At 62.1% G+C, this 15,438-nt stretch carries 15 protein-coding genes; 9 read left to right on the forward strand and 6 right to left on the reverse strand.

The window, feature by feature from the left end; translation table 11 throughout:
* The first annotated feature begins 400 nt into the window (after positions 1-400).
* A complete protein-coding gene (locus AC0IYN_RS23720; RefSeq protein WP_458375402.1) occupies positions 401-1,963 on the forward strand; it encodes a TerC family protein in 1,563 nt (520 codons plus the stop codon).
* Here the strand turns inward: AC0IYN_RS23720 and AC0IYN_RS23725 are convergent.
* Together AC0IYN_RS23725 and AC0IYN_RS23730 are read right to left on the reverse strand one after the other, a co-directional pair.
* On the reverse strand, positions 1,926-2,288 hold the full coding sequence (locus tag AC0IYN_RS23725) for a thioredoxin family protein (RefSeq protein ID WP_458375401.1): 363 nt from the start codon (positions 2,286-2,288) through the stop codon (positions 1,926-1,928). The two genes, AC0IYN_RS23720 and AC0IYN_RS23725, sit on opposite strands and share 38 nt — an antisense overlap.
* Positions 2,289-2,352: 64 nt before the next feature.
* Positions 2,353-2,601, reverse strand: a complete 249-nt coding sequence (locus AC0IYN_RS23730) for a hypothetical protein (protein WP_078048813.1) — start codon at positions 2,599-2,601, stop codon at positions 2,353-2,355.
* A gap of 333 nt (positions 2,602-2,934) precedes the next feature.
* Between AC0IYN_RS23730 and AC0IYN_RS23735 the strand changes: the two genes are divergently transcribed.
* The 8 genes from AC0IYN_RS23735 to AC0IYN_RS23770 all read left to right on the forward strand — a co-directional run bounded on the left by AC0IYN_RS23735 (position 2,935) and on the right by AC0IYN_RS23770 (position 9,523).
* The gene (locus AC0IYN_RS23735; RefSeq protein WP_406598549.1) at positions 2,935-3,783 is read left to right on the forward strand and encodes a transporter substrate-binding domain-containing protein; all 849 of its coding nucleotides are present in this window, start codon (positions 2,935-2,937) and stop codon (positions 3,781-3,783) included.
* A gap of 51 nt (positions 3,784-3,834) precedes the next feature.
* The gene (locus tag AC0IYN_RS23740; protein WP_471843527.1) at positions 3,835-4,497 is read left to right on the forward strand and encodes an amino acid ABC transporter permease; all 663 of its coding nucleotides are present in this window, start codon (positions 3,835-3,837) and stop codon (positions 4,495-4,497) included.
* 11 nt (positions 4,498-4,508) lie between these two features.
* Positions 4,509-5,171 carry an amino acid ABC transporter permease gene (locus AC0IYN_RS23745; RefSeq protein ID WP_016976586.1) on the forward strand — a complete coding sequence of 221 codons (663 nt, stop codon included), beginning with the start codon at positions 4,509-4,511 and terminating at the stop codon, positions 5,169-5,171.
* Positions 5,168-5,950 carry an amino acid ABC transporter ATP-binding protein gene (locus tag AC0IYN_RS23750; protein ID WP_078048810.1) on the forward strand — a complete coding sequence of 261 codons (783 nt, stop codon included), beginning with the start codon at positions 5,168-5,170 and terminating at the stop codon, positions 5,948-5,950. Before AC0IYN_RS23745 ends, AC0IYN_RS23750 begins: the two co-directional genes overlap by 4 nt.
* 16 nt (positions 5,951-5,966) lie before the next feature.
* Positions 5,967-6,356, forward strand: a complete 390-nt coding sequence (locus tag AC0IYN_RS23755; RefSeq protein ID WP_010210958.1) for a RidA family protein — start codon at positions 5,967-5,969, stop codon at positions 6,354-6,356.
* A gap of 167 nt (positions 6,357-6,523) precedes the next feature.
* Complete coding sequence (locus AC0IYN_RS23760; protein ID WP_406598551.1) at positions 6,524-7,288, forward strand: IclR family transcriptional regulator; 765 nt, start codon at positions 6,524-6,526, stop codon at positions 7,286-7,288.
* An 8-nt stretch (positions 7,289-7,296) separates the two neighbouring features.
* The gene (locus AC0IYN_RS23765; protein WP_471843530.1) at positions 7,297-8,505 is read left to right on the forward strand and encodes an amino acid deaminase; all 1,209 of its coding nucleotides are present in this window, start codon (positions 7,297-7,299) and stop codon (positions 8,503-8,505) included.
* A 109-nt stretch (positions 8,506-8,614) separates the two neighbouring features.
* Positions 8,615-9,523, forward strand: coding sequence for a sugar kinase (locus AC0IYN_RS23770; protein WP_471843532.1), 909 nt, complete (start codon positions 8,615-8,617; stop codon positions 9,521-9,523).
* A 105-nt stretch (positions 9,524-9,628) separates the two neighbouring features.
* Here AC0IYN_RS23770 and AC0IYN_RS23775 read toward each other — a convergent pair whose 3' ends face one another.
* The 4 genes from AC0IYN_RS23775 to AC0IYN_RS23790 form a co-directional block, all read right to left on the reverse strand.
* Positions 9,629-9,904, reverse strand: a complete 276-nt coding sequence (locus AC0IYN_RS23775; protein WP_003174397.1) for a peptidylprolyl isomerase — start codon at positions 9,902-9,904, stop codon at positions 9,629-9,631.
* Between the two features lie 43 nt (positions 9,905-9,947).
* Positions 9,948-12,443, reverse strand: a complete 2,496-nt coding sequence (locus tag AC0IYN_RS23780) for a PAS domain-containing hybrid sensor histidine kinase/response regulator (RefSeq protein ID WP_078048806.1) — start codon at positions 12,441-12,443, stop codon at positions 9,948-9,950.
* A 135-nt stretch (positions 12,444-12,578) separates the two neighbouring features.
* Positions 12,579-14,537 (reverse strand): acetoacetate--CoA ligase, encoded by a 1,959-nt coding sequence (locus AC0IYN_RS23785; protein ID WP_471843535.1) that lies wholly within the window; start codon positions 14,535-14,537, stop codon positions 12,579-12,581.
* A 127-nt stretch (positions 14,538-14,664) separates the two neighbouring features.
* Positions 14,665-15,438, reverse strand: coding sequence for a 3-hydroxybutyrate dehydrogenase (locus tag AC0IYN_RS23790; RefSeq protein WP_177076504.1), 774 nt, complete (start codon positions 15,436-15,438; stop codon positions 14,665-14,667).

The raw sequence follows: 15,438 nt of genomic DNA on the forward strand, positions 1-15,438 counted from the left end.
CTGATCGGTCAAATGCTTTCGTGAAAAACTGCGAAATAGGCTTATTAAAGGTGTTTTGGCGGTATTGGTTGGACGAATGGCGCGACTTTTGATGGGTTTGTGATGATATAAGTTTCATTGAGTGATCATATGATCGTAGTTGCTGGGCGTGTTTTACAGATCTTGTAATAGTTTTGCGTTGTGGGAGATTTCCGTTTCGACTGTACGATTCAAGTCCTTTTGTCATTGCAGGATTTGCATGAACACCCTCTCGGAGCCTCCCAGTCGTCTTTCCCCAAGACATCCGCTGCCGCTGTTCCCGTTGAAGCACCCCGTATTCCGACTGCCAGCCTTGTCCCGGTCCACTGACCGCGCCTCGCCGTGCCCGGCATTCTGAACATCGACCCAAGAGACTCTATAAATGGAATGGTTAGCGGATCCAACGGCCTGGCTCGGCCTGTTGACCTTGATTGTGTTGGAACTGGTACTGGGTATCGACAACCTGGTGTTTATCGCGATCCTGGCGGACAAGCTGCCGCCGGAACAGCGTGACCGTGCGCGCTTGATTGGCCTGTCCCTGGCATTGCTGATGCGCCTGGGCCTGTTGGCGAGTATTTCCTGGCTGGTGACCCTCACCCAGCCGCTGTTCGAGGTGTTCGACAAGAGTTTCTCCGGTCGTGACCTGATCATGCTGTTTGGTGGTGTGTTCCTGCTGTTCAAGGCCACCATGGAATTGCATGAGCGCCTCGAAGGGCATGTGGCCCAGCGCACGGGCAATGTGGCTTACGCCATGTTCTGGCCGATCGTGGCGCAGATCGTGGTGCTTGACGCGGTGTTCTCCCTCGACGCGGTGATCACCGCCGTGGGCATGGTCGATGAGCTGGCGGTGATGATGATCGCGGTGATCGTGTCCATCGGCCTGATGATCGTGGCGAGCAAGCCGCTGACCCGCTTCGTCAATGCCCACCCGACCGTGATCATGCTGTGCCTGGGTTTCTTGATGATGATCGGTTTCGCCCTGACCGCCGAAGGCCTGGGCTTCCATATTCCGAAGGGTTACCTGTACGCGGCGATTGGTTTCTCGATCCTGATCGAAGTGTTCAACCAGATTGCCCGCTCACGTCGCAAGAAGTCGGCGCAAGGCGTGTTGCCGGTGCGTGAGCGCACCGCCCACGCAGTGATGCGCCTGCTTGGCGGCCGCAGCCTGGCAGTGGAAGAAGTGGGCGAAGACGTCGCCGATCTGCTGGGTGAGCCGGATGCGGCACAGGGCCCGCTGTTCGATCGACGTGAACGCGTGATGATCAGCGGTGTGCTGCAACTGGCCGAACGGCCGATCCGCACGCTGATGACGCCGCGGGCCAAGGTGGACTGCATCGATCTGGCGGACGATCCCGACAGTATTCGCCTGAAACTGATGCATTCGTCCTACTCGCGGTTGCCGTTGATCCGCAACGGCGCTGTGGATGAGCCGTTGGGCTTTGTGCACAAGAAGGAGTTGCTCAAGGAATACCTGGCCGGCAACGAGCCGAACCTGGAGCACCTGGCACGCCGGGCGATCAACCTGCTGGAGAGTTTTTCGATCCTCAATGCACTGGAGCAGATGCGTCAGGAATCCACCCACATTGCGTTCGTGATTAATGAATTCGGTGACTTCATGGGGGTGTTGAGCATGACCGACATTCTAGAATCCATCGCCGGCGAGTTGCCGGACGCGAGCGAAATCGAGGGGCCGGATATCGTCGAGGAGGGCGCCGGTTTCCGCGTCAATGGCGCCTTGAACCTCACGCAGATTCGCCAGCGCACCGGCTTCAAGGCGGTTGCGACCGAGGATTACCAGACGCTCGCCGGCCTGGTCATGAGCCTGCTCGACCGCCTCCCAGTGGTGGGCGATAGCCTGGAGCATGAGGGCTGGCGCCTGACGGTGGCGGCGGTGGAGGAGCGGCGGGTCACGCAGGTTTGCCTGGCGCCTTTGCCCCAGGCGTGACGGTGGGTAGGTGGGCGTACTGCTCGAAGGCGCTTTCCAGCGCTTGCTCGCCAAGACCGGGAAGGGCTTCGAGCAGTCTCTGGTGATGGTAGATCAGCAGCATCGGGATACGGTCGACACTTGGATGCGGTGGGGTGTCGAGACACTCAAGAATCAAGATCTTGACGTGGTCCTTGTAGCGCTCGCTGATTCGCATGAATCGCGGCATCGCGTCACTGCACGCCGCGCAGTCATGTGACATGAACACCACAAAGGCGGGCTGGTTCGTCTTCAGTTCGCGCTCAAACGCAGCCTTGTCTGCAATCACCGCATTCACGTAGTTCATCGACATTTCCCTCCAGGCTTAGCTCACGCTAAGGCGGGAAATTGTCCGGGTCTACTGTCAATGTTCACAGGTCGCCCTTGCGCTCCACGCGTTCTCGCGCCTTGCGCGCCTGGCTCGCGCATTTCTTGTATTCAAGGTTGTCCCTTGAGGCCTTCGCCTGGCGGTAGCCGTGGTGGTTCTGGCTGGTGTAGTTGGTGCTCAGGGCTGCGTTGAGCTTGCGCAGTTCTTCCTTGCATTCGCGGCGGTCGTTACTGGCCCAAGCACTGCCGGCCACCAGAAAGGAAAGCAAGACCAGGGTGAGGCGGAACTTCATCAGGGCGGAGTCCTTGTCGGAATGAATGTGCCAAGGCTAGCCCAGCGTGGGGATTTTTCCACGCGCCAGGCGCACTGCAACGGTGCGCGGTAACGCTGTTGTGGCGCACGCAACTGGGGCCTGTCACCGCTGTGTGGGGCCTTGGGTAGCAAAGTGCTTTCAAGTGCTGGCGTAACGCCGTGCTCGGCATCATGTTCTATCTAACTGATTTACAAGCTATTTATTCATGACGTGTTTTTCTGTTACTGCGTGTGGCACACTTTCTGCTGTCTATTCCGTTGTTACATACTAAGTTCCGGTATAGCGGAATACACAACTCCTGGAGTGCTTGTCATGCATCACCGACCTTCCGTGTTTAAAGCGTGTGTTTTTCTCTTCGCCGCATCGGCTTCCCTCGCAAGCGTAGTGCAAGCGGCGGACAGCAAGCTCGATGATGTGCTCAAGCGTGGGCACCTGATCGTGGGTACAGGCAGTACCAATGCGCCGTGGCACTTCCAGGGAGCGGATGGCAAGTTGCAGGGGTTTGATATCGACATCGGCCGTATCGTGGCCAAAGGGTTGTTCAACGACCCGAGCAAGGTTGAGTTTGTGGTGCAGTCGTCTGATGCGCGAATTCCCAACCTGCTGACCGACAAGGTCGACATGAGTTGCCAGTTCATCACCGTCACCGCCAGCCGTGCGCAGCAAGTGGCCTTCACCCTGCCGTACTACCGCGAAGGCGTGGGCCTGCTGCTGCCGAACAACAGCAAGTACAAAGAGATCGAAGACCTGCAGGCCGGCGGCGACGGCGTCACCGTGGCTGTGCTGCAAAACGTGTATGCCGAAGAACTGGTGCACCAGGCGCTACCCAAGGCCAAGGTCGACCAGTACGACAGCGTCGACCTGATGTACCAGGCCGTGAACTCCGGTCGCGCCGATGCCGCCGCCACCGACCAGTCCTCGGTCAAGTACCTGATGGTGCAGAACCCAGGCCGCTACCGCAGCCCGACTTACGCCTGGAGCCCGCAAACCTACGCGTGCGCCGTCAAGCGTGGCGACCAGGACTGGCTGAACTTCGTCAACACCGCGTTGCATGAAGCCATGACCGGTGTGGAGTTCCCGACCTACAAGGCCTCGTTCAAGCAATGGTTCGGTGTGGACCTGCCGGAACCTGCGATCGGCTTCCCGGTTGAGTTCAAGTAAATCGAAAACCTGGGGCGTCGCTGACGGCGCCCCAATCAGGTACTGCTGACCATGAACTATCAGTTGAACTTTGCCGCCGTGTGGCGCGACTTCCCCAGCTTGCTGGCGGGGCTCGGCCTGGGCCTTGAGCTGGCGCTGCTGTCGATTGCGATTGGCTGCGTGATCGGCTTGATGATGGCATTTGCCATGCTGTCGAAACACAAGGCATTGCGCGTGCTGGCTTCGGTGTACGTGACGGTGGTGCGCAATACGCCGATCCTCGTGTTGATCCTGTTGATCTACTTCGCCTTGCCCAGCCTGGGTATCCGCCTGGACAAGATCCCGTCGTTCATCATCACCTTGTCGTTGTACGCCGGTGCCTACCTGACCGAAGTATTCCGCGCCGGGCTGTTGAACATTCCCAAGGGCTTGCGTGAAGCCGGGCTGGCCATCGGTTTGGGCGAGTGGCGTATCCGCGCGTATATCACCGTGCCGGTGATGATGCGCAACGTGCTGCCCGCGCTGTCGAACAATTTCATCTCGCTGTTCAAGGACACTTCGCTTGCCGCCGCCATTGCGGTGCCGGAGCTGACCTACTACGCCCGCAAGATCAACGTCGAAAGCTACCGGGTGATTGAAACCTGGCTGGTCACGACCGCGCTCTACGTGGCCGCCTGTTACCTCATTGCCATGCTGCTCCGTTACCTGGAACAGCGTCTGGCGATCCGTCGTTAAGGAAGGTTTCCATGTACGAATCCCCCAGCTGGTTGCATGAGTTGTGGATCGCCCGGGATACCCTCTGGGCGGGCTTTCAAGCCAGCGTTTATGTGTCCGCGTTGGCGATTATCTTTGGCACCCTGATCGGCATCGTCGCCGGGTTGATCCTCACCTACGGCAAGTTCTGGATGCGTGCGCCGTTCCGCTTGTACGTCGACCTGATCCGCGGTACGCCGGTGTTCGTGCTGGTGCTGGCGTGTTTCTACATGCTGCCGGCGCTCGGTTGGCAGATCACCGCATTCCAGGCCGGCGCGGTCGGGTTGACGCTGTTCTGCGGCTCTCACGTGTCGGAAATCGTGCGCGGCGCGCTGCAAGCCATTCCCCGTGGGCAACTGGAAGCGGGCAAGGCGATCGGCCTGACGTTCTACCAGTCCCTGGGCTACGTGCTGCTGCCCCAGGCGCTGCGCCAGATCCTGCCAACCTGGGTCAACTCTTCCACGGAAATCGTCAAGGCCTCGACCTTGCTCTCGGTGATCGGCGTGGCCGAGTTGCTGTTGAGTACCCAGCAAGTGATCGCGCGCACCTTTATGACCCTGGAGTTCTACCTGTTCGCAGGCTTTATGTTCTTTGTCATCAACTACGCCATCGAGTTATTCGGGCGCTACATTGAAAAGCGGGTGGCCTTGCCATGAACCAACCTCAAACCAACCCACCGCTGCTGAATATCCGCGGCCTTCGCAAGCAATACGGCCAGGTGGAAGTGCTCAAGGGCGTCGACCTGTCCATGCAGCGCGGCAACGTGGTGACCTTGATCGGCTCCAGCGGCTCGGGCAAGACCACGCTATTGCGCTGCGTCAACCTGTTGGAAGAATTCCAGGGCGGGCAGATCACCCTGGATGGCGAGTCCATCGGCTACAGCGAAATCGCTGGCAAGCGCGTGCGTCACCCCGAGCGTGTGATTGCCCAGCACCGTGCCATGACCGGCATGGCGTTCCAGCAATTCAACCTGTTCCCGCATTTGACCGCGTTGCAGAACGTCACACTCGGCCTGCTCAAGGTCAAGAAGATGGGCAAGGACGAAGCCGTCGCCCTGGCGGAAAAGTGGCTGGACCGCGTCGGGCTGCTGGAGCGCCGCAACCACTTCCCCGGCCAGCTGTCCGGTGGTCAGCAACAGCGTGTGGCGATTGCCCGTGCGATTGCCATGAACCCCAGCCTGATGCTGTTCGACGAAGTCACCTCGGCCCTCGACCCGGAGCTGGTGGGCGAAGTGCTCAGCGTGATCAAGGGCCTGGCGGAGGAGGGCATGACCATGTTGCTGGTCACCCACGAAATGCGTTTTGCCTATGAAGTCTCGGACAAGATCGTTTTCATGAACCAGGGCCGCATTGAAGAGCAGGGCACCTCGAAGGACATCTTCGAACGCCCGCAATCGCCGCGCCTGGCGGAATTTCTCAAGAACATTCGTTTTTAATCAGGAGCATATTTTTATGAGCATCACTCGTTACGGTGCCGGCAGCACTGCCGGTGGCGGCCAGCCTCGTCCTTTCGCCCGCGCCGTGGAAGCGGACGGTTGGCTCTACGTCTCAGGCCAAGTGCCTGCGGTGGACGGCGAAATCATCACCGGCGGGATCATCGAGCAAACCCGGCAGACCATGCGCAACGTGGTGGCGATCCTCGAAGAGGCCGGCTACGAGCTCAAAGACGTGGTGCGCGTCGGTGTATGGCTGGAAGACCCGCGTGACTTCTGGAGTTTCAACAAGGTGTTCGGCGAATACTTCACCCCGGAACACGCCCCGGCGCGCGCCTGTGTGCAGGCCAACATGATGGTTGATTGCAAGGTGGAGATCGATTGCGTGGCGTACAAGAAAAAAGGCTAAATGCCCGGATCTGAAGCCCAAAGCTGATCAAATGTGGGAGCGGGCTTGCTCGCGAATGCGGTGTGTCATTAAACGCACCTGTAACTGATCCACTGCATTCGCGAGCAAGCCCGCTCCCACAGGGGATTTGTGTTGATAGCAACATTCTGACCGGACCGAAAACTGCCATGACCGAAGACACCATCAAACGCCGCGCCAAAGGCCTGGACCGTGCATTCGATATCCTCGATTTCCTCAAGGAAATCGGCCAGCCCCTGCGCCCGAATGATATTGCCAGCGGCATCGGCAGCCCCAAGTCCACCGTCTACGAACTGGTGGCGTCGCTGCTTGAGCGGCGCATCCTGGAGACGGTGGGCAAGGACGGTCACGTCTACCTCGGCCGCCAGCTGTACTTCCTGGGCCAGGCGCACCTGCGCCATTTCGACCTGACCCGCGAGGCCGACCACGCCTTGCAGGAGATCGTCAGCCAGACCCACGAAACCGCGCAGATGTGCCTGCTCAACGGGCGCAAATACACGGTGGCGCTGATGCGCGAGGGCGAGCGGCACTTCCGCATTTCCTCGGACATCGGCGAAAACGCGCCGATCCCGTGGACGGCTTCCGGGCGTCTGTTGCTGGGGCATTTGAGCGACCAGCAGATCGTCGACCTGATCGACCACGATGACTTCATCCTGCCGGACGGCCAGCGCCTGGCGCTGGAGACCTTCCTGGCACAAATCCGCCAGGCCACCCTTGATGGTTTCTTCTCCTTCGACAGTGTGGCCGACACCTTTACCCATTGCTTTGCCGCCCCGGTGCGGGATGCGCAAGGCATCAGTATTGCGACACTGTGCATTGTGGCGCCGCGCGCCGATGCAATCAAAAACTACAACGACTATCGCCGGGTATTGATCGAAAGCGCCAACAACCTGGCCCGGCGCATCAACGAATAGGAGTTTCCATGTCTGCCCTCAACGCCGTTGAAAAAGGCGCCGCCGCTGTCGGTGCCCACCTGGTCCGTGACGTCAGCCTGCCGGCCCTGGTGCTGCACCGCGACGCCCTGGAACACAACATCCGGTGGATGCAGGACTTTGTCAGCAAGAGCGGCGCCGAACTGGCGCCCCACGGCAAGACCAGCATGATGCCGGCGCTGTTTCAGCGCCAGATCGAAGCGGGTGCCTGGGGGATTACACTGGCCAATGCGGTGCAGACCCGCGCCGCTTATGCCGGTGGTGTGCGCCGTGTGTTGATGGCCAACCAGTTGGTGGGCGCGCCGAACATGGCGTTGATTGCTGACCTGTTGGCTGACAAGGATTTCGACTTCCACTGCATGGTCGATCACCCGGATAACGTCGCCGACCTGGGTCTGTTCTTCGCTGCGCGTGGCCTGCGCCTGAACGTGATGATCGAATACGGTGTGGTCGGCGGCCGTTGCGGGTGCCGCAGCGAGCAGGAAGTGCGCGAGCTGGCCAAGGCGATCAAGGCCCAGCCGGCCCTGGCCCTCACCGGTATCGAAGGCTACGAAGGCGTGATCCACGGCGAGCATGCCGTCAGCGGCATTCGCGACTTCGCCGCCAGCCTGGTGCGCCTGGCGGTGGACCTGCAGAACAACGGCTCTTTCGACCTGCCCAAGCCTATCGTCACGGCCTCCGGTTCGGCCTGGTATGACCTGATCGCCGAGTCGTTCGAGGAGCAAAACGCTGCCGGTCGCTTCCTCAGCGTGCTGCGCCCCGGCAGCTACGTGGCCCATGACCACGGTATCTACAAAGAAGCGCAATGCTGCGTGCTCGACCGCCGCAGCGACCTCAGCGAAGGCCTGCGCCCAGCCCTGGAAGTCTGGGCCCACGTGCAATCGCTGCCGGAGCCTGGCTTTGCGGTGATCGCCCTGGGCAAGCGCGACGTGGCCTACGACGCCGGCCTGCCGGTGCCGCTCAAGCGTTACAAGGCCGGTATCGTGCCGGCGGAAGGCGATGACGTGGGCGCGTGCAAGGTCACGGCGGTGATGGACCAGCATGCGTTCATGAGCGTGGCGCCGGGGGTTGAATTGCGTATTGGCGACATCATTTCCTTTGGCACATCCCACCCTTGTTTGACGTTCGACAAGTGGCAAGTCGGCTGTCTGGTGGATGAGCAGTTGCAGGTGGTTGAGAGTCTGCATACCTGCTTCTAGACCGTGTCGCTGCTATCGCCGGCAAGCCGGCTCCTACAGGGGAGCGCGCACACCTGTAGGAGCCGGCTTGCCGGCGATGGCGTCATCAGCCCCGCCCGAGACATACGCCATGACCACCCAACCCCGCATCGCCCTCATCGGCGAATGCATGATCGAACTGCAACACCGCGCCGACGGTAGCCTGCACCAGAGCTTCGGCGGCGACACCCTGAACGCGGCGGTGTACCTGCGCCGCGAACTGGGCGACACCGGCAGCGTCGACTACGTCACCGCCCTGGGCGACGACAGTTTCAGCGACGCCATGTGCCAGCAATGGACGGAAGAACGCCTGGGCCTGGGCATGGTCCAGCGCCTGGCCGGACGTTTGCCCGGCTTGTATTGCATCCAGACCGACGCCAAGGGCGAGCGCAAATTCCTTTACTGGCGCAACGAAGCAGCCGTGCGCGACTGCTTCACCACGCCCGCTGCCGAACCGATCCTGGCCGCCTTGCCGGACTACAACGTGGTGTACTTCAGCGGTATTACCCTGGCAGTGCTGGGCGAGATTGGCCGTGGGCGCTTATTGCAAACCCTGATCGAAACCCGTCGACGAGGCGGCAAGGTGGTGTTCGACAACAACTATCGGCCGCGCCTGTGGGCCAGTGTCGAGGCAGCGCGTGCCGCGTATCGCACGGTGTTGGCCGAGGTGGATATCGCCTTGCTCACCGAGGATGACGAGCGCGCGTTGTTTGGGTATGCCGACAGCGAGCAGGTGTTCGCGGCGTATCCGGCCATTGAAGAAGTGGTGCTCAAGCGCGGTGCCGATGACTGCCTGATCCGCTGCAACGGCGAGCGCTTTGCCGTGCCGGCGCTGAAGGTCGAGAAAGTGGTAGACACCACGGCGGCGGGGGATTCGTTCAGTGCGGCGTATCTGGCCAGTCGGCTCAAGGGCGGCTCGCCGCAGCAGGCTGCATTGGCCGGGCATCGGTTGGCAAGCCGGGTCATCCAGGTACCCGGCGCACTCATCCCCCGAGCCTGACACCGCCCCTGTAGGAGCCGGCTTGCCGGCGATGAGGCCTTCAAGCATTGCGCCCATCTGCCGGGCGCCATCGCCGGCAAGCCGGCTCCTACAGAGGGGTGTTGGTCAATCGCGGTAGAACACCTGCACCAAGTGATACCCGAACTTGCTCTTGATCGGCCCGTGCACCACTTTCACCGGCTTCTTGAAGATCACCGCATCAATCGCCCCCACCATCTGCCCTGGCCGCACTTCACCCAGATCGCCGCCGCGCTTGCCGGACGGGCAGGTGGAGTACTTCTTGGCCAGCACATCAAAGGCTTCGCCCTTGGCAATGCGCTGCTTGAGTTGTTCGGCTTCTTCGCTGGTTTTCACCAGGATATGACGGGCTTGGGCTTTCATTGATCTCTACCAGGTGTGCGACGGCGCGCGATTATGCCTGAACTCATGGGTCGACGCTGATCATGCTGCGGATTTTGGTCGCCAGCAGGTCGATGGAAAACGGCTTGGCAACCATGTCCATGCCATCCTCCAGGAAGCCCTGGCGCTCGGCGGCCTTTTCGGCGTAGCCGGTCATGAACAACACGCGCAGGCCCGGGCGATGCTGGCGGGCGATCTCGGCCAATTGCCGGCCATTCATGCCCGGCAGGCCGACATCGGTGACCAGCAAGTCCACGCGCAGGTCCGACTCCAGCAGCGGCAAGGCCGCGCGGGCATCCGCTGCCTGGTGCGCGGTGTAGCCCAGTTCGTCGAGGACATTGACCACCAGCATGCGCACCGCCGGGTCGTCCTCGACCACCACCACGGCCTCACCCGCCAGCGCCAGGGGCGCCTCGGCCGAATGCGGCGCCAGGGTGCTTTCCAGCGACGTGCCATGCAGGCGCGGCAGGTACAGGCGTACGCAGGTGCCCTGGCCCGGCTCGCTCTGGATGGTCACATGGCCGCCCGATTGCTGGGCAAACCCGTAGATCATCGACAGACCCAGGCCGGTGCCCTGGCCGATGGGCTTGGTGGTGAAGAACGGGTCGAAGGCCTTGGCGAGGATTTTCGGCGCCATGCCGGTGCCGTTGTCGCACACGCCGAGCATCACGTAGTCGCCGGCCTTGACCGGTTCCAGGGTGGTGATGTCGGTGCCGTCCAGGTAGCTGTTGGCGGTTTCGATCAGCAATTCGCCGCCATCGGGCATGGCGTCGCGGGCGTTGATCACCAGGTTGAGCAGGGCGTTTTCGAGCTGGCTGGCGTCGGTGTTCACCGGCCAGATATCGTTGCCCAGTTGCACCTTGAGTGTGATGTGCGCGCCCTTGGTGCGGCGGAACAGGTCTTCCAGCGACGCCACCAATTGGTTGGGGTCGGTCGGGCGCCGGTCCAGCGACTGGCGCCGCGAGAACGCCAGCAGCCGGTGGGTGAGGGCAGCGGCGCGGTGGGCGGAGGACACTGCGGCGTCCGCAAAGCGGCCGATGTCATCGCTGCGCCCAGCGGCGATATAGCGCTGCATCAGGTCGAGGCTGCCGATGATGCCGGTGAGCATATTGTTGAAGTCATGGGCGATGCCGCCGGTGAGCTGGCCCACCGCTTCCATCTTCTGCGCATGGCGCAGCGCGTCTTCGGCGCGCTCGCGCTCAAACATTTCGTTCTGCAGGCGCTGGTTGGCTTCGGCGAGTGCCTGGGTGCGCTGGGACACGCGTTCCTCAAGGTTTTCGTTGAGGTGGCGCAGGGCCTCTTCGGTGAGTTTGCGTTCGGTCTCATCGATCACAAAAATGTAGAAGCCATTCACCGAGCCGTCATTGCTGAAGCGCGGCAGGTACTTCATCAGGGCATGCCGTGGCCGACCGTCCCGGTGCGGGGTGACGGTCATGAAGCTGCAAGCCTTGCCCTTGAGCGCGGCGGCGATCTTGTCGGCGCGCCCGGCATACACCTCGTCGCCGAGCACTTCGCGGATGGTCTTGCCGTACAGCTCCTGGGGCGTCATGCCGTACCACTCCAGGTAGGCGCTGTTGTTCAGGCGGAACCGCTGTTCATGGTCGACATAGCCGATCAGCACCGGCATGGCGTTGATGATCAGTTGCAGCTCGGTCTGGCTTTGGCGCAGCGCCTGTTCGGTGTGCTTGCGTTCGGTCAGGTCCAGGGCGGCGCCGAGGAAGCGCGCCGGGCGGCCTTGGTGATCCTTGTAGCAACGCCCGCGCGCAAACACCCAGCGCACTTGGCCGTCGGCTTGCAACAGGCGGTATTCCTCGGCGTACTCGGTGCCAAAGGTGATGCAGTGCTTGATGCTGCGCGCCACCATGCTGCGGTCTTCGGGGTGCACGCCGTGCAGGTAGTCGCTGATCGGCAACAGGCCTGCCTCACTGGGGTCGACACCGTGCAGGTAGGCGAAATGCGCGTCGGCGATAAAGCGGTCTTCACCGATGTCCCAGTCCCAGGTGCCCACTGCATCGGTGGCGGCCAGCGCGAGCTGCAGGCGCTGTTCGGTGTTGTGCCGGGCCTTGCGGCGTTCGTTGGTTTCAATGGCGGTGACCAGGATCCCGGCCACGCTGCCGCTTTCATCGCGGATCGGGCTGTAGGTCAGGTCCAGCCAGATTTCGGTGTCGCGATTATGGCGTTGCAGCACGAAGCGCTGCTCGCTGAAGGTGCGCACCTGGCCACTGAGCACGGCGTCGTAGATGGGCGCGGTGAAGCTTTCCAGCTCCGGCCAGGTCTGGTGCGCGGGCTGGCCCATGGCCTCGGGGTGCTTGTTGCCGGCCAGCAAGGCGAAGCCGTCGTTGTAGAGTTGCGTGAGCTGGTTGCCCCACAGCAGGAGCATTGGCATCGGCGAGTGCACGACGATGTCCACGGCGGTGCGTAGGCTTTGCGGCCAGTCATTGGCCTCACCGAGGGGGCTTTGCGCCCAGTCCAGCCGCGCTATCAATGCAGCGGCGTCGCTACCGGTGGATGTTCCCTTCATGTAAAAGCCCTGAGCGTAACGCTTTGAAAGATGACAACACCCATTATCCCGCGAGTCGGGAATGGGTGACTACCCCCGAAAAATAGCATGCATTGGGGGTTTGTCCTCAAATCAGTACGCCAGGGCTGAAACCTTTCATCCATCCGTCAGTTCAGGGCGGTCGCGAAATTGCTCCAAAGCTTGCGGGTTGGCCAGGGCGTCGGTGTTCTTCACCGGCTCGCCGTGCACCACGTTGCGTACCGCCAATTCGACGATCTTGCCGCTGATGGTGCGGGGAATATCGGTGACAGCGAGGATCTTTGCCGGTACGTGACGGGGTGTGGTGTTGGCGCGGATCACCTGGCGGATCTGCTGTTCGAGGGCGGCGTCCAATTCGACGCCGTCGTTGAGGCGCACAAACAGTACCACCCGCACGTCGTCCTGCCAGCGTTGGCCGATGGCCAGGCTCTCTTGCACCTGTGGGACTTTTTCCACCTGGCGATAAATCTCTGCCGTGCCGATGCGCACGCCACCGGGGTTGAGCACCGCGTCGGAGCGCCCGTGAATCAGCAGGCTGCCGTTGGGGCGTTGCTCGGCGTAGTCACCCTGGGCCCACACGCCGGGAAACTGGCTGAAGTAGGAGGCGCGCAGCTTCTGGCGGTCCGGGTCGTTCCACAGGCCAATGGGCATGGCCGGGAAGTGCCGGGTGCACACCAGTTCGCCTTTTTCGCCGACCAGGGGTTGGCCTTGGTCGTCCCACACTTCAATGGCCATCGCCAGGCTCTTGCACTGCATTTCGCCGCGCCGGACCGGCAACACCGGGTTGCCGATCACAAAGCAGGAAACGATATCGGTGCCGCCCGACATCGACGACAGGCACAGCTCGCCCTTGATCTCCCGGTACACGTAGTCGTAGCTCTGGGGCGACAGCGGCGAGCCGGTCGAAATCAGCCCTTTGAGGCTGCCCAGGTCATGGCTCAGGCGCGGTTGCAGCCCGGCTTTTTCCAGGGTGGCGAGAAACTTGGGGCTGGTGCCGAACACGCTGATCTGTTCTGCGTCGATCAGGTCGATCAAGCGTTCGGGGCCGGGTTGAAACGGCGAGCCGTCATACAGCACCGCCGTGGCGCCGATGGCGAGCACCGACACCAGCCAGTTCCACATCATCCAACCGCAGGTGGTGTAGTAGAACAGGCAGTCCTCGCGGGACAGGTCGGCATGCAGGCCGTGTTCCTTGAGGTGGGTGAGCAGCACGCCGCCGGTGCTGTGGATGATGCACTTGGGCACGCCGGTGGTGCCGCTGGAATAGAGGATATAGAGCGGATGATCGAACGGCACCGCGACGAATTCAGGTGCGCCGCCGGGTTGGTAGAAGTCCTGCCATAGCGAGACGCGGGCGTGGGTGTGATAGTCCTCCACCCGAGCCTGGGGGCGTGCGTACGGCACGATGATCAACTGTTCCAGGGACGGCAGGCGCGCGAGGATTTCATTGAGCTTGAGGGTCTGGTCGATGTCCTTGCCGGCATAGCGGTACCCGGCGCAGGTGATCAACACCTTGGGCTCGATCTGGCCGAAGCGGTCGATCACGCCCTGGGTGCCGAAGTCCGGCGATGAACACGACCAGATCGCGCCGAGGCTGGTGGTGGCGAGCATGCCTACCAGGGTCTGCCAGGTGTTGGGCATGCACGCCGCGACGCGGTCGCCCTGGGTCACGCCGGCCGCCCGCAAGCTGTGTTGCAGGCCGGCGACGTGGGCGGCGAGTTCGGCGTAGGTCAACTGTTCGCGCTGGCCGTCTTCGCTGATGGCTACCACGGCTGGGTGATCATCGCGGCGGCGCAGCAGGTGCTCGGCAAAGTTCAGGGTTGCGCCGGGAAACCACTGGGCGCTGGGCATCTCGGCGTCTTCGATCAGCACCGCCGTGGGTGGGCTGCGAAATTGCACGTCGAAGAACGCCACGATGGCCCGCCAGAAATCCGGGCGCTGGTCGATGCTCCACTGGTGCAGGGCCGGGTAGTCGCTGAGCTGCACGCTGTAGCGTTCGTTGATGTAGCGCCGGAACTGGTCCATCCGCGTGTTCGCGATGCGTTCCGGGGAGGGTTGCCAAAGGATCTCGGACATACGCAAGTCTCTTGTTCTGGTACAAAACCTGTAGGAGCCCGGCTTGCCGGCGATGGCGGTCTAGAACCCTGCGCCAATAACGAGTACGCCATCGCCGGCAAGCCGGGCTCCTACGGTTGATCGAGGGTTACTGGGCCAGCCAGCCGCCGTCGATATTCCACGCCGCGCCGCGCACCTGGCTACCGGCTTCGCTGCACAAGAACAACACCAGTTCGCCCAATTGCGGCGGGGTGACAAATTCCAGCGACGGTTGCTTCTCCGCCAGCAGATCATGCTGCGCCTGCTGCGGGTCCACGCCTGCGGCGGCACGGTCATCAATCTGCTTCTGCACCAGCGGCGTCAGTACCCAGCCTGGGCAGATGGCGTTGCAGGTGACGTTGCTGGTGGCGGTCTCCAGGCCCACCACTTTGGTCAAGCCGATCACGCCATGCTTGGCCGCCACATACGCCGCCTTGCCCACCGAACCGACCTGGCCATGCACCGAGGCGATATTGACGATACGCCCCCAGCCCTTGGCCTTCATGCCCGGCAGGCTCAGGCGCGTGCTATGGAACACCGACGACAGGTTGATCGCGATGATCGAGTCCCAGCGCTCGGCGGGGAAGTCTTCCACCGCCGCCACGTGCTGGATGCCGGCGTTGTTGACGAGGATGTCCACGCCGCCGAATTCGCGCTCGGCGTAGGCGATCATGTCGGCGATCTGCGCCGGGTCGCTGACGTCGGCCGGGTGGTGGCCGACCTTGCCGCCAAAGGCCTGCACCTGGGCGACCACTGCGCTGGCGTCGCCGAAGCCGTTGAGGATCAGGTTGGCGCCGGCCTTGGCCAGGCTCAAGGCGATGCCCAGGCCAATACCGCTGGTGGAGCCGGTGACCAGGGCGGTCTTGCCGTTCAATGTCGTCAT

Source organism: Pseudomonas sp. AC112 (assembly GCF_979253545.1).

What these genes read in the sequence shown, in the direction of transcription:
- AC0IYN_RS23785 (WP_471843535.1), bottom strand. Translation starts at nt 14,537, where the DNA reads ATGTCCGAGATCCTTTGGCAACCCTCCCCGGAACGCATCGCGAACACG.
- AC0IYN_RS23720 (WP_458375402.1), top strand. Translation starts at nt 401, where the DNA reads ATGGAATGGTTAGCGGATCCAACGGCCTGGCTCGGCCTGTTGACCTTG.
- AC0IYN_RS23765 (WP_471843530.1), top strand. Translation starts at nt 7,297, where the DNA reads ATGTCTGCCCTCAACGCCGTTGAAAAAGGCGCCGCCGCTGTCGGTGCC.
- AC0IYN_RS23735 (WP_406598549.1), top strand. Translation starts at nt 2,935, where the DNA reads ATGCATCACCGACCTTCCGTGTTTAAAGCGTGTGTTTTTCTCTTCGCC.
- AC0IYN_RS23780 (WP_078048806.1), bottom strand. Translation starts at nt 12,443, where the DNA reads ATGAAGGGAACATCCACCGGTAGCGACGCCGCTGCATTGATAGCGCGG.
- AC0IYN_RS23725 (WP_458375401.1), bottom strand. Translation starts at nt 2,288, where the DNA reads ATGAACTACGTGAATGCGGTGATTGCAGACAAGGCTGCGTTTGAGCGC.
- AC0IYN_RS23770 (WP_471843532.1), top strand. Translation starts at nt 8,615, where the DNA reads ATGACCACCCAACCCCGCATCGCCCTCATCGGCGAATGCATGATCGAA.
- AC0IYN_RS23745 (WP_016976586.1), top strand. Translation starts at nt 4,509, where the DNA reads ATGTACGAATCCCCCAGCTGGTTGCATGAGTTGTGGATCGCCCGGGAT.
- AC0IYN_RS23755 (WP_010210958.1), top strand. Translation starts at nt 5,967, where the DNA reads ATGAGCATCACTCGTTACGGTGCCGGCAGCACTGCCGGTGGCGGCCAG.
- AC0IYN_RS23740 (WP_471843527.1), top strand. Translation starts at nt 3,835, where the DNA reads ATGAACTATCAGTTGAACTTTGCCGCCGTGTGGCGCGACTTCCCCAGC.
- AC0IYN_RS23790 (WP_177076504.1), bottom strand. Translation starts at nt 15,438, where the DNA reads ATGACGACATTGAACGGCAAGACCGCCCTGGTCACCGGCTCCACCAGC.
- AC0IYN_RS23750 (WP_078048810.1), top strand. Translation starts at nt 5,168, where the DNA reads ATGAACCAACCTCAAACCAACCCACCGCTGCTGAATATCCGCGGCCTT.
- AC0IYN_RS23730 (WP_078048813.1), bottom strand. Translation starts at nt 2,601, where the DNA reads ATGAAGTTCCGCCTCACCCTGGTCTTGCTTTCCTTTCTGGTGGCCGGC.
- AC0IYN_RS23775 (WP_003174397.1), bottom strand. Translation starts at nt 9,904, where the DNA reads ATGAAAGCCCAAGCCCGTCATATCCTGGTGAAAACCAGCGAAGAAGCC.
- AC0IYN_RS23760 (WP_406598551.1), top strand. Translation starts at nt 6,524, where the DNA reads ATGACCGAAGACACCATCAAACGCCGCGCCAAAGGCCTGGACCGTGCA.